16 protein-coding genes are annotated in these 13,511 nt (G+C 32.0%); 12 read left to right on the forward strand and 4 right to left on the reverse strand.

The annotated features are described in order from the left end of the window. Positions 1–43: 43 nt before the first annotated feature. Positions 44–847, forward strand: a complete 804-nt coding sequence (locus KA893_RS10300; RefSeq protein ID WP_041080494.1) for a Cof-type HAD-IIB family hydrolase — start codon at positions 44–46, stop codon at positions 845–847. Between the two features lie 140 nt (positions 848–987). On the opposite strand, the gene KA893_RS10305 is transcribed toward KA893_RS10300, so the two are convergent. Together KA893_RS10305 and KA893_RS10310 are read right to left on the reverse strand one after the other, a co-directional pair. Continuing rightward, on the reverse strand, positions 988–1,302 hold the full coding sequence (locus KA893_RS10305; protein WP_011303205.1) for a hypothetical protein: 315 nt from the start codon (positions 1,300–1,302) through the stop codon (positions 988–990). A gap of 148 nt (positions 1,303–1,450) precedes the next feature. Continuing rightward, positions 1,451–2,896: an amino acid permease gene (locus KA893_RS10310; protein WP_037538480.1), complete on the reverse strand. Its 1,446-nt coding sequence runs from the start codon at positions 2,894–2,896 to the stop codon at positions 1,451–1,453. 225 nt (positions 2,897–3,121) lie between these two features. On the opposite strand from KA893_RS10310, the gene KA893_RS10315 reads away from it, so the two are divergent. Continuing rightward, positions 3,122–4,609: a catalase gene (locus KA893_RS10315; RefSeq protein ID WP_002483391.1), complete on the forward strand. Its 1,488-nt coding sequence runs from the start codon at positions 3,122–3,124 to the stop codon at positions 4,607–4,609. Between the two features lie 427 nt (positions 4,610–5,036). Here the strand turns inward: KA893_RS10315 and rpmG are convergent, their stop codons facing one another. Then, on the reverse strand, positions 5,037–5,186 hold the full coding sequence (gene rpmG / locus KA893_RS10320) for a 50S ribosomal protein L33 (RefSeq protein ID WP_011303194.1): 150 nt from the start codon (positions 5,184–5,186) through the stop codon (positions 5,037–5,039). 215 nt (positions 5,187–5,401) lie between these two features. Here rpmG and rpsN point away from each other — a divergent pair, with 215 nt between their 5' ends. The 3 genes from rpsN to KA893_RS10335 all read left to right on the forward strand — a co-directional run bounded on the left by rpsN (position 5,402) and on the right by KA893_RS10335 (position 7,873). Next, positions 5,402–5,671 carry a 30S ribosomal protein S14 gene (gene rpsN, locus KA893_RS10325; protein ID WP_002483389.1) on the forward strand — a complete coding sequence of 90 codons (270 nt, stop codon included), beginning with the start codon at positions 5,402–5,404 and terminating at the stop codon, positions 5,669–5,671. Between the two features lie 189 nt (positions 5,672–5,860). Next, complete coding sequence (gene guaC / locus KA893_RS10330; protein ID WP_041080496.1) at positions 5,861–6,847, forward strand: GMP reductase; 987 nt, start codon at positions 5,861–5,863, stop codon at positions 6,845–6,847. Positions 6,848–6,850: 3 nt separating this feature from the next. Further along, positions 6,851–7,873, forward strand: a complete 1,023-nt coding sequence (locus KA893_RS10335) for a CAP domain-containing protein (RefSeq protein WP_210125764.1) — start codon at positions 6,851–6,853, stop codon at positions 7,871–7,873. Positions 7,874–8,072: 199 nt separating this feature from the next. On the opposite strand, the gene lexA is transcribed toward KA893_RS10335, so the two are convergent. Further along, positions 8,073–8,696: a transcriptional repressor LexA gene (gene lexA / locus KA893_RS10340; RefSeq protein ID WP_002483386.1), complete on the reverse strand. Its 624-nt coding sequence runs from the start codon at positions 8,694–8,696 to the stop codon at positions 8,073–8,075. 142 nt (positions 8,697–8,838) lie between these two features. On the opposite strand from lexA, the gene sosA reads away from it, so the two are divergent. The 7 genes from sosA (at position 8,839) to KA893_RS10375 (ending at position 13,485) form a co-directional block, all read left to right on the forward strand. Beyond that, complete coding sequence (gene sosA / locus KA893_RS10345; protein ID WP_037538473.1) at positions 8,839–9,072, forward strand: DNA damage-induced cell division inhibitor SosA; 234 nt, start codon at positions 8,839–8,841, stop codon at positions 9,070–9,072. 120 nt (positions 9,073–9,192) lie between these two features. Continuing rightward, positions 9,193–9,438 (forward strand): DUF896 domain-containing protein, encoded by a 246-nt coding sequence (locus KA893_RS10350; RefSeq protein WP_002483384.1) that lies wholly within the window; start codon positions 9,193–9,195, stop codon positions 9,436–9,438. A gap of 79 nt (positions 9,439–9,517) precedes the next feature. Further along, positions 9,518–11,506, forward strand: coding sequence for a transketolase (gene tkt / locus KA893_RS10355; RefSeq protein ID WP_002483383.1), 1,989 nt, complete (start codon positions 9,518–9,520; stop codon positions 11,504–11,506). Positions 11,507–11,712: 206 nt separating this feature from the next. Beyond that, positions 11,713–11,952, forward strand: a complete 240-nt coding sequence (locus tag KA893_RS10360; RefSeq protein WP_041080499.1) for a YneF family protein — start codon at positions 11,713–11,715, stop codon at positions 11,950–11,952. A 190-nt stretch (positions 11,953–12,142) separates the two neighbouring features. Then, positions 12,143–12,367 carry a hypothetical protein gene (locus KA893_RS10365; protein ID WP_142758801.1) on the forward strand — a complete coding sequence of 75 codons (225 nt, stop codon included), beginning with the start codon at positions 12,143–12,145 and terminating at the stop codon, positions 12,365–12,367. Between the two features lie 230 nt (positions 12,368–12,597). Beyond that, positions 12,598–12,783: a hypothetical protein gene (locus tag KA893_RS10370; protein WP_002483380.1), complete on the forward strand. Its 186-nt coding sequence runs from the start codon at positions 12,598–12,600 to the stop codon at positions 12,781–12,783. Between the two features lie 234 nt (positions 12,784–13,017). Continuing rightward, positions 13,018–13,485, forward strand: coding sequence for a CcdC family protein (locus KA893_RS10375; RefSeq protein ID WP_002483379.1), 468 nt, complete (start codon positions 13,018–13,020; stop codon positions 13,483–13,485). Positions 13,486–13,511 lie beyond the last annotated feature (26 nt).

Below are 13,511 nucleotides of genomic sequence, written 5' to 3' on the forward strand. Positions count from 1 at the left end.
CTGTTGTAATATAGAATATAGACGTTGAAGGGAGATTAGCAACATGGGTAAGTATAAAATGGTAGTCATGGACATGGATGACACATTGATGAATAATGAAAATCAAATGAGTCCAGAAACAGAATCTTATTTATTAGATATACAAAAACAAGGATATAAAGTCGTATTAGCATCTGGTAGACCTACTGAAGGCATGTTACCAACTGCTAAAAAATTAAAACTTGATACATATCAAAGTTATGTAATTAGCTATAATGGTGGTAAAACTGTCAATGTGAATACTGAAACTGTAGAAAAAAGTCGAACGGTAACTAAGGAAAATTTCGATTTAATTGTGGATTATTGTCGCAAAAATAATTTATTCATTTTAACATATGAAGATGGTCATATTGTTTACGAAGGTGAACATGAATATATGAATATAGAATCGGAATTAACTGGGTTACCTATGGAACATGTAAATGATTTAAAGGATTTCATCCAGGATGACGTGCCTAAAGTAATGGGTGTAGATTATGTATCAACTATCTCAAAACTTAACACTGACTTAGCTGGTCACTTTAATGAAGATATAGATGTGACAACAAGTAAGCCGTATTTCTTAGAATTTATGGCACAGGGTGTTTCTAAAGGTAATGCAGTAACAGATTTATCTAAAAAATTAGATATTGCATTATCTGAAGTAGTTGCATTCGGAGATAGTTCAAACGATATTTCTATGCTGCAAGTGGTCGGTCATGCTGTTGCTATGGGCAATGCCAATGACCAGGTGAAAGCAGTTGCTGATGAAATTACATTGAGCAATAGTGACAATGGCATTCCACATACATTGAGACAGATTTTATAAAAGTTAAAGCGTTTAATGTATTAATATCGTTTTTGTAATTATTTGTTTGTATGCGCACTGAAATTACGATTTGTAGTATTTAATAAAAAAGAGGTTAGAACTTCAAATAAAAGTCCTAACCTCTTTTTTAATAGATGTATTTATTTTGCAGTATGTGTCCATTCATTTTTACCTCGATGTCGTTTTACATGTGCATAGACATGGTCTGCAGCATAATCTAGGTTTGTATAAACAGTGATTGAAAATGCGGACTGATCCTCCTCAAATGTTTCTTCTAAAAATAGGTCTTTTAAATGTTCAAAGAGGCTTTCCATTTGTGAATGCTCTAAACTACTGTATTCTCTTAGTGTGCGTTTAATTAAGCGTTGATGCTTTTCCTCAAGTGATTGCACAACTATAACGAAACGTTCTTCAGTCTCTAATATGTCATCAAATAAATTCGTTTGTCCAACCATAGTTTCCACCTCTAGGTTAAGTCATTATTATATGTTATTATACTACACTTCTTGACCAGTGAAAATATCCTTACTTCTATAATTAAATTGTTAGCAAATTAAAAAACATCGGAATAAACACATAACAGTTTATTCCGATGTTTTAATTTTAATTATAATCGTGTCTCTTCAAATCCATCTCACTGAGTTTGACGATTTTAGTTTTCTTAATAAATTTGTGAACGATATAAATTACAAATAAAATAATCATAGGTGCTAAATTTCTAAATAGTGCGGCAAAATCTCCAGATAAAGCAGCATCTAACGAGTTACCAACAAATAAGAATAATAACGCTATAATGACAATAATTGGTCCAAATGGATAAAACGGTGCTTTGTAAGGCAACACTTCATTTGGATCTTTATTTTGTTTCTTAATAGCAGAGCGTAACCTAATTTGTGATAAGATACTAGACGCCCAAATCACAATAACGAGTGATCCTATAATATTTAATAACGAGAACACTATATCTGATTTGAATTGCGCTAGTATTATGATGAACAATACAATTACAAATGTAGCAATTAATGCAGTCATTGGTAATTTTGTAGTCTTGTTTAATTTAGATAAGAACTTAGGTGCTTGTCTATCTTCTGCCATAGAGAATAACATTCTACTTGTAGTATAAATCCCAGAATTAGCTGCTGATAATAAAGAAGTTAAAATAACTGCATTTATTACTGAAGCTGCAAATGCAATGCCAACACGATCAAACACAATAGTAAAAGGGCTTTGAGAAACCGATTCGTTTTTATTCAATAACATTGGGTCTGTATAAGGAATAATTGCTGATATAACTGCGATTGATAATACATAAAAGAGTAAAATTCTCCAGAAAACTTGTCTGATAGCTTTTGGCATTGAGCGATCAGGGTTAGAAGATTCGCCTGCAGTAACAGCAACGACTTCTGTACCTCCAACTGAAAAGCCTGCTACCAAGAGGACGCCTAGAAAACCTGAAATACCACCAACAAATGGTGCCTCACCAGTTGTGTAATTCGATAATCCATAAGTTTTCCCACCTAATATTCCTACAATCGTTAATACACCAATGAGAATAAACACGATGATGGTTACAACTTTGATGAGAGATAACCAAAATTCTGTTTCACCGAATGCTTTAACAGAAAATATATTTAATAAGAACAGTAAGCATAAGAATATAATGCTCCATGTGACAGGACTGAAAAATTGAAAAGCATCCCAGTAATAAAGTACACTTGAAGAAATAATAATATCAACGCTCGTTACAAGTAGCCATATTGCCCAATATAGCCAACCCATGGTAAACCCTAATGATTTATCTACAAACCTTGTAGAATAAGAACTAAACGATCCAGAAACAGGATAGAAAGTTGCTAGCTCCCCGATTGATGACATTAAGAAATACAACATAATTCCAATAATTAAATAAGCTAATATAGCGCCACCAGGTCCTGCTTGAGAAATGACATTCCCAGTTGCAACAAAAAGTCCAGTACCAATGGCACCACCAATTGCAATCATTGAAATATGACGAGAATTTAGACCGCGATTCATATTGTTTTGTGCCATAAAAAGTCTCCTATATTCGATTGAAATTTTATATATACAATCCATTTTAATGCTTTTACTGAATACAAGCAATGCTTTTTGTGAGTAATAATTACAAAATGTTTAAATATTGCGAAAATTGTCAATAAAATTAGTGAGCCAATGTTTGCTTTTACGTGGAGGATACATTAAAATAAATACTAGATAATAATTATTATTATCTAGATGAAGTAAGGGGGAAGTAAAATGAGCAATAATAAAAAATTGACAAGCCTTTTCGGTGCGCCAGTCTCAGATAGAGAGAACAGTATGACAGCGGGTCCAAGAGGACCGTTATTAATGCAAGATTGGTACTTTTTAGAACAAATGGCACACTTCGATAGAGAAGTGATTCCGGAGCGCCGTATGCACGCTAAGGGTTCAGGTGCTTTTGGTACTTTTACGGTAACAAATGATATTACACAATATACTTCAGCAAGTATTTTCTCTGAAGTAGGTAAACAAACAGAAATGTTCGCACGTTTTTCAACAGTAGCTGGTGAACGTGGTGCAGCTGATGCAGAACGTGATATTCGTGGTTTTGCATTGAAATTCTATACGGATGAAGGTAACTGGGACTTAGTTGGTAATAACACACCAGTATTCTTCTTTAGAGATCCGAAATTATTCGCAAGTTTAAACCACGCAGTTAAACGTGATCCTAGAACAAATATGCGTAGTGCTCAAAACAATTGGGACTTTTGGACATCATTACCAGAAGCTTTACATCAAGTAACAATCTTGATGACAGATCGTGGTATTCCAAAAGGCTTTAGAAATATGCATGGCTTTGGTTCACATACGTACTCAATGTACAATGATAAAGGTGAACGTGTTTGGGTTAAATTCCATCATAGAACACAACAAGGTATTGAAAACTTACAACCGGAGGAAGCGGCACGAACAATTGCAGAAGATAGAGAATCTTCACAAAGAGATTTATTCGAAGCAATTGAAAATAAAGATTATCCAAAATGGAAAACGTATATCCAAGTAATGACTGAAGAACAAGCAAGAAATCATAAAGATAATCCTTTTGACTTAACTAAAGTATGGTATAAAGGCGACTATCCACTAATCGAAGTTGGAGAATGGGAACTTAATCGCAATCCAGATAACTATTTCCAAGATGTAGAACAAGCAGCATTTGCACCAACTAACATTGTACCTGGTATTGACTTCTCTCCAGATAGAATGTTACAAGGACGTTTATTCTCATATGGTGATGCACAACGTTATAGATTAGGTGTGAACCATTGGCAAATTCCAGTAAACCAACCTAAAGGTGTAGGGATTGAAAATATCTGTCCATTTAGTAGAGATGGTCAAATGAGAATTCTGGATAACAATCAAGGTGGTAGTACACACTATTATCCAAACAGTGAAGGTGCATTTGAAGATCAACCTGAATTTAAAAAACCTGGATTAAAAGTAGAAGGCGAAGCTTACGAATATGATTTCCGTGAAGATGACGATAACTACTTCGAACAGCCAGGACGTTTATTCAGATTACAATCTAAAGAACAACAAGAGCGTATTTTTGAAAATACAGCGAATGAAATGCAAGGTACAACATTAGAAGTACAACACCGTCATATTCGTCATTGTTATAAAGCGGATAGTGAATATGGTAAAGGTGTAGCTAAAGCATTAGGCATTGACATTAATGATGTTGATCTTGAAGTTAAAGACTAATTTAACACAATTTAAGAATAAAATAAGCACAAGTTGAATAAACATCATATTTAAAGCCAACGAAATTTATTTCGCTGGCTTTTTTGAGGTAAGGCTTAATTTTATTAACAAAAGTAGGATGACTAGGATTGAAAAGTTTTGAGAGCTGAAGCGCATGTATAAGTCTACTAGCATTTTTATACATAAGAACTACTAATTTTCATAAATAGAAGTAGTAATTCTTTAAAGCAGTGGGACTTTACATTTTCTATTCAGTCATCTACTGCCTAAACGAAAAAGAGTCTGAGACATCTATTTTTGTCCCAGACTCTATTGTTCAAAACTCAGAACATTAGACTAATATGCTGCTTTTTAAATTAAAAAAACAACATATATTACAAATTCCAATTTTTAAATGTCGTATTTAAAAGATAAGTAATGAAATGTACTACTTAGTTTCACGATGTAACGTATATTTATTTAATCTTGGACAAAACTTTTTAAGTTCAATACGTTCAGGATGATTACGTTTGTTTTTTGTAGAAATATAATTACGATCGCCACATTCAGTACATGCTAATGTAATATTTACGCGCAAAGTTAACACCTCTTTATTAATAGTAATGATTACGTTTTATAATATTACCACATAAAATTTAATCTTTCAACATTTTAATAATGTGCAATTTGAAGGATTACATTAAAATACATATCCACTAAAAATTAATTAAAGATTAAAGATTGAATAGATAGAAAAATATGTTATGATATAAAACGTAATAATTGCGATTTGTAAAAAGGAGAGGAAAATAGATGGCAAAAAAATCTAAAATAGCAAAAGAGCAGAAAAGAGAAAAGTTGGTTGCACAGTTTTACGAATTGAGAAAAGAACTAAAAGATAAGGGCGATTATGAAGCTTTAAGAAAATTGCCAAGAGATAGTTCTCCTACGAGATTAACAAGAAGATGTAAAGTAACTGGCAGACCTAGAGGTGTTTATCGTAAATTTGGTATGTCACGCATTGCATTAAGAGATTATGCACATAAAGGGCAAATTCCAGGAGTGAAAAAATCTAGTTGGTAATTTACGACTAAAGTCAGTTTACATTTGATATAAAACAATGTATATTATCTATTGGAAAAGATAAATAAAAAAGTTATTGTTCGGAAAAATGATAAAATTATCAATTATTTCAATAATAATGCTCATTAACATCATGAAAATCTTACCATTATATAAAAGTTTTATTAAAAATGTTAGGGGTTTGTTAAAATGAAAATTTTTGATTATGAAGATATACAACTTGTACCAAATAAATGTATTGTAAACAGTCGTTCGGAATGTGATACAACAATTCAATTTGGACCTAGAAGTTTTAAACTACCTGTAGTACCGGCAAATATGCAAACAGTAATGAATGAAACATTAGCGGAATGGTTCGCTGAGAATGATTATTTCTATATTATGCATAGATTTGATGAAGAAGGTCGTATTCCTTTTATTAAAAAGATGCAAGAAAAAGGTTTATTTGCTTCAATTTCAGTTGGTGTTAAAGAACGCGAATTTGGTTTTGTTGAATCATTAGCTGCTGAAAACGTGATTCCTGAGTATATTACGATTGATATCGCTCATGGACATTCTGATTCAGTTATCAATATGATTAAACATATTAAAAAACATATTCCAGAAGTATTTGTAATTGCTGGAAATGTAGGTACACCAGAAGGCGTACGTGAATTAGAAAATGCAGGCGCTGATGCAACAAAAGTAGGTATTGGACCAGGTAGAGTATGTATTACTAAAATTAAAACTGGATTTGGTACAGGTGGTTGGCAATTATCTGCTTTAAATCATTGTAGTAAAGCAGCGCGTAAACCAATAATAGCTGATGGTGGTATTAGAACACATGGTGATATTGCAAAATCAATTCGTTTTGGTGCATCAATGGTTATGGTAGGATCATTATTTGCTGCACATGAAGAATCACCAGGTGAAACAGTGGAATTAGATGGCAAAATGTATAAAGAATATTTTGGTAGCGCATCTGAATTCCAAAAAGGTGAACATAAAAACGTTGAAGGTAAAAAAATGTTTGTTGAACATAAAGGCTCACTTTTTAATACTTTAACTGAAATGCAACAAGATTTACAAAGTTCAATTTCATATGCAGGTGGCAAAGACTTAAATTCATTAAGAAAAGTAGATTACGTTATCGTAAGAAACTCAATTTTTAATGGTGATAGAGACCAAAAATTATAGTAGGTGTTTAAAATCAGAAGACTTTTATTATATATAGTCATTTTTTTGATCATTGTATTAGTCGTCCCTATCAAAGAAACGGCACCTATGACATTGTTACAGCAGCAACTCAAATCGAGTGTTGATAGTTGGACTTCAAGCGAAACAGCAACGAACGATGAACTGAAAGTACCTAATAAACAAGATTTTGCTGTGAATAATATTCAAATGAATATGTCAAAACAGGACGTCGATAACAAACTTGGCAAAGCTAAACGAGTGACATCAAATGAATATGGCACACAGTGGCATACGTATTATTCTGATGATTATAGAGCATTTGTAATGGTAAGTTATATTGATGATAGAGTGAATGCACTTTATAGTAATCAAAATCTAATTTCTTCTAAATCGAAAATTAAATACGGTACACCTAAACAAATTGTGCGAGATAGACTTGGCGAACCAATTAAAGATAAACAAAAAGGTAACGTAAAATTTGATGTTCAAGACGATGAATATGATAATTTTCATAAAGACAGTATTTATACAACGGCATTTTATGATAAACATGAGAACAATAACTTAACTGCGCTTTTACAGGTTAGTGACAAAATGGAAAATCGTTTACAACAACAATATGGTGCACCTTCTGATAATTTAGCCCAAAGTTTCGAACTACAAAACTTTGATTTAGTAAATGCTGAAAGGGTTCAACATAATTTAAATACATTAAGCTATTCATCTAGTATTTCAGATACTGCCAGAAAACACAGTAAAGATATGGCTGATAATAACTATTTTGATCATAACAATTTATCAGGAGAATCTCCTTTTGATAGATTGGAGGCAGATGGACATGATTTCAATGTAGCAGGAGAAAATTTAGCATATGGTCAAGCAAATAGTATTTATGCACACCAAGGTTTAATGAATTCATTAGGTCATAGAAAAAATATACTTAAAAAAGAATTTAATACTCTTGGTGTGGGTGTCGATTTTAATAAAAATAGGCAACCTTACTGGACAGAAAATTATACAGGCTAATGTTTTATTATAGTTGTATACGGGTATCCATGATTTGTGAGGATGGATAAGTTATGACAACAAATAAAAAAGATAAAACAGAAGATATACTTGAAAAAGTTAAAGAAGTTTTAGAAAAGAATAGAAAAAAATAGGCGAATGCGCAATTGCGCATTCGCCTATTTTTTTGAGAGTGTCTTAAATTGCTCTAAATTACCAATTACATTTCTCTAAATAATCCGACCACTTTTCCTAAGACAGTAACTTGATCTAAATAAATAGGGTCCATTGAATTATTTTCTGGTTGTAGACGGTAATGTGCTTTTTCCTTAAAGAAGCGTTTGACTGTAGCTTCATTTTCTTCAGTCATAGCGACAATAATATCACCATTTTCGGCAATTGTTTGGCTTCTAACAATGACTTTGTCTCCATCAAGAATACCTGCTTCAATCATACTATCTCCAACTACATTTAAAATAAAAATATCACTATTGTGTGTAGATGTGAAATGTTCTGGTAATGGGAAGTACTCTTCAACATTTTCAACAGCAGTTATTGGTATACCTGCTGTTACTTTACCAATTACAGGAACATGAATTGTTTCTTCCATATTAATAGGTTCACCTAATTGTTCAGTTACTATTTCAATGGCACGTGGTTTAGTAGGATCTCTTCTAATATAACCTTTTTCTTCTAATCTAGATAAATGACCATGAACTGTTGAGCTAGATGCGAGACCAACAGCTTCACCGATTTCTCTAACACTTGGTGGGTATCCTTTAGCGTGAACAGTTTGTTTTATATATTCAAAAATCTCATTTTGTCGTTTAGTTAACTCTCTCATAATAGGCACTCCCTAATCTAATTTAACCTAATTATAGCATGTGTATATCTGTTTTACAAACGTTTGTTCGTTCCGGTGTTGACATAGAACAAATGTTCTGATAAAGTAACTATACAAACAAACGTTCTAGGAGTGACTATAAATGATAAAAATATATAAATCTCAAATAAAAGCTTATACAACGGTGTTAATTGCAACTATGGTTCTTTGCGCAATTTTTATATTAAGTGCTTATAATAATGCTAATTCAGAACAGACGTACGAAATGACAGATCACCAAATGACGCAACAATCTAACAATAGCGAACAAAACAATACTAAATTGGAGCAGAAAAGCGAACAAGATTCACAACCCGTAATGGCATCAATGTATTAAAATATATATAAAAGATAATGATTAATGATGATAATAAGGTTGGGTTAAGGTGAGCGAAACAATTTAGTTTCGTTCACTTTTTTGTTATATTTTTTATATTAATAATAACGGAGGTTTATAATGTCTCAAAAAGATGGTGTAGATATAAAAAGAATTAATAAATTAGCAAAAAAGAAAAAGGAACAAGGACTTACAGAAAATGAAGCTAAAGAGCAATCGAAATTGCGAAAAGCTTATTTAGAATCTTTTAGAAAAAACTTTAAACAACAAATTGAAAGTACAAGAGTCATTGATCCTGAAGGTAATGATGTCACTCCAGATAAAGTGAAGAAAATTTTAGATGAGAAAGAGAAAGAAGATAAATAGAAAATCAATATTTTGTTAAATAGATATTAAATAAGGTATAATGATATAGAATCTTGTTAGAAGAAAGGAAGTCATTTAGATGAATAAAGAAAAAGATCAATTAGCGGTTGATACGATTAGAGCATTGAGTATCGATGCTGTTGAACAAGCCAATTCAGGACACCCTGGATTACCAATGGGTGCTGCTCCAATGGCATATACACTATGGACACGCCATTTAAATTTTAACCCCCAATCAAAAGATTTCTTTGATAGAGATCGCTTTGTATTATCTGCTGGACATGGTTCTGCTTTATTATATAGTTTATTACATGTTTCAGGTAGTTTAGAATTAGAAGAGTTAAAACAATTTAGACAATGGGATTCTAAAACACCAGGACACCCAGAATTTAAACATACAGATGGAATTGAAGTAACAACTGGTCCACTTGGACAAGGTTTTGCTATGTCTGTAGGTATGGCGATGGCTGAAAAACATTTAGCTGGTAAATTTAATAAAGAAAATGCTAACGTTGTTGATCATTACACATATGTTCTTGCTTCTGACGGTGACTTAATGGAAGGTATTTCTCATGAAGCAGCTTCTTTAGCAGGTCATAATCAATTAGATAAATTAATCGTTTTATATGATTCAAATGATATCTCGTTAGATGGAGATTTAGATAAAGCATTCTCTGAAGATGTAAAAGGTCGTTTCGAAGCTTACGGTTGGAAACACATTTTAGTTAAAGATGGCAATGATTTAGATGCAATTGATAAAGCTATTGAAGAAGCTAAATCACAAGATGTTCCAACAATTATAGAAATTAAAACTGTAATCGGTTTCGGTGCGCCTAATAAAGAAGGTTCTCACGGTGTGCACGGTGCGCCACTTGGAGAAGATGAAAGAAAATTAGCGTTAGAAAACTATGGTTTAGATCCAGAAAAACGCTTTAATGTACCAGAAGAAGTTTATGAAATCTTCCAACAAAGCATGTTAAAACGTGCAAATGAAAAAGAAGAAGCATGGAATAAACTTGTAGAAACTTACAGTAAAGATTATCCTGAGCTTGCAGAAGAATTTAAATTAGCAATCAGTGGTAAATTGCCTGTCAATTATAGTGAAGCATTACCTCATTTTGAAGCTGGACACAGTGGCGCGTCACGTGCAGACTCAGGTGAAGTGATTCAAGCATTAAGTAAAACAGTGCCTTCATTCTTTGGTGGATCAGCAGATTTAGCTGGTTCAAATAAATCAAATGTTAAAGATGCACCTGATTTCGATAAAGAAACGCCAGAAGGTAAAAATATTTGGTTTGGTGTACGTGAATTTGCAATGGGTGCCGCTGTAAATGGTATGGCTGCTCACGGCGGATTACATCCATATGGCGCAACATTCTTTGTATTTAGCGACTACTTAAAACCAGCATTACGCTTATCATCAATTATGGGTCTAAATTCAACATTTATCTTTACACATGACTCAATCGCTGTTGGTGAAGATGGTCCAACTCATGAACCAATCGAACAATTAGCTGGTTTACGTGCAATTCCAAATATGAACGTTATTCGTCCAGCAGATGGTAACGAAACACGTGTTGCTTGGGAAGTTGCTTTAGAATCAGAAGGCACACCAACTTCATTAGTATTAACACGTCAAAATCTTACAACTATGGATCTTTCTAAAGAAACTGTAGAAGAAGGTGTTCGTAAAGGTGCTTATGTAGTATTTGAATCAGATAATGCACCAGAATTCTTACTATTAGCTACTGGTTCTGAAGTTAACTTAGCTATAGAAGCTGCTAAAGATTTAGAAGCTCAAGGTAAAGGTGTACGTGTTGTTTCTATGCCAAACTGGAACGCTTTTGACCAACAAGCTGATGAATATAAAGAATCTGTATTACCATCATCAATTACTAAACGTGTTGCTATTGAAATGGCATCACCACTTGGTTGGCACAAATATGTAGGTACAGAAGGTAAAGTAATTGGTATCGACGGATTTGGTGCTAGTGCTCCTGGAGACTTAGTTGTTGAAAAATATGGCTTTACTAAAGAAAATGTATTAAATCAAATTCAAACATTTTAATTAGTGTAGTGAAAATTGATTTTGTTGGTATGAGAACTTAAGTTCTCATACCATTTTTTATTTTATAATTAAAATAAGCTTATATTTACAAATTGATTTTGAAATTGATATAATACATGAGTCGATAATTTATATAAATAGAGTTGCTCTTGAAAATGAGCACTAATTTTAGTAAAATTCATTAGGATAGGAAAGTGGGTGAAACAATGGCAACTTGGTTAGCAATCGTATTAATCGTGTTAGCATTAATTTTAGGTTTAGTAGGTGGATTTTTCCTTGCAAGAAAATATATGATGGATTATCTTAAAAAGAACCCACCAATCAATGAAGAAATGCTACGAATGATGATGATGCAAATGGGTCAAAAACCTTCTCAAAAGAAAATAAATCAAATGATGACAATGATGAACAAGAACCAACAGGAACAATTGAAGAAGTCTAAATAGAACATCATTAAAGGGCTGGGAGCTACTTGTAAAAAGTAACTTTCAGCCCTTTATTTTTTGCTCTGGCAACACAGTGGCAAAATGACTATGAATTTTTAAATCGCATTTATAAATACATTGTTTAGTATTTCATAACTTCTTTTTCATTATTCGGGTACAAAATTATGAATTAAAAGCATTTGGAATGTTTTTGAAAATAATAATTTCAGATGATGAAAATATACCTTTTCTTAATACTACAAATGTAGATAATAAAGGGTATGAAAGTGCATCAAAAAATCAAAGGAAGTGGTTGATCGATGGTAACACTCAATTCCCAAATTCGATTCAAGTTGCAAAGGTTACCTTCACAGCTGTAACTGATGAAAAAGATAAAATTCACTACCTAACAGATAGTGTAAGTCAAAAGTTATAAGATTAATATATGAATGAGGATATTGAGAATTTTAAAAATAAGTTATATAACATTCTTTTTGAAAAATAAGAATACAATAATCAATTTACAATATATTCTTATAGGTAATTTATAGAATGAATACGTAATTAGTGTAGGAGAGTATAACAATAAAAATTGGAATATTCAGAAAAATAATTGATTATAGATTGTAATTTGTTATAATATGAATATAAGGGAGGTAGTAATAAGTGAAGGATGCTTATGCCATGGAAGATAAAGAAGTACTTGATCGACTAGCAAATATGCATATTAACTTTCAGACCGACGAAGCATTTAAGAAATATCATAACGCGATGCAATTACATGATATGAATTATCTTAGATACACTTTAAACGATGCATTGTCCGCATGTACACAAACAAATGCAATATAAATAAACATGTAGTAAAATCAGCTTAAATATAAGCTGGTTTTATTTTGTGTATATTGTGAATAAGCATTTGACTATGTCGTTTTCTACATAACTAAAAGACATGATATGAACATTAAGCCTTAAATTTTGAAGATTAAATAATAAATTAGGCTATAAATACTGATTATTAATTTATTAAGTGATATACTATCCAAGGTAAATATCATCTTGTAGAAACGCAAAGAAGGTGTAAGCATGTTGTATTTAGTATTTTCAATAGTTTTCGCATTTTTAATGGGTATTGGTGTCATTATAGTCAGAATGAAAGCACAACAATTTCCCGTAAATGAAAAGAAAATTATACTACCTCCATTTTTTATGGCAACAGGTGCATTGATGTACGTGGTACCTTATTTTAGATTAACTGGAACTGAGATTTTAGAATGTATCATTATGGGGTTATTATTTTCTACCATATTAATTTGGACATCTAGATTCGAAACACAGGGTAGTGAAATTTACATGAAACGTTCAAAAGCGTTTCCAATTATTCTTATATCATTGTTGTTAATTCGTACAGTAATCAAAATATTTATAAGTAACCAAATTGATCCAGGGGAAATTGCAGGTATGTTTTTCTTATTAGCATTTTGCATGATTGTACCTTGGAGAATAGCAATGTTATATAAATTCAAAAAAGTTAAAAGTAATTTAATTCAATAAATTATTGCCGTTTATCTATAAAGGTA

Origin of the sequence: Staphylococcus sp. GDY8P126P (assembly GCF_017891965.1) — a bacterium.
Classification (GTDB): Bacteria; Bacillota; Bacilli; order Staphylococcales; family Staphylococcaceae; genus Staphylococcus; species Staphylococcus saprophyticus.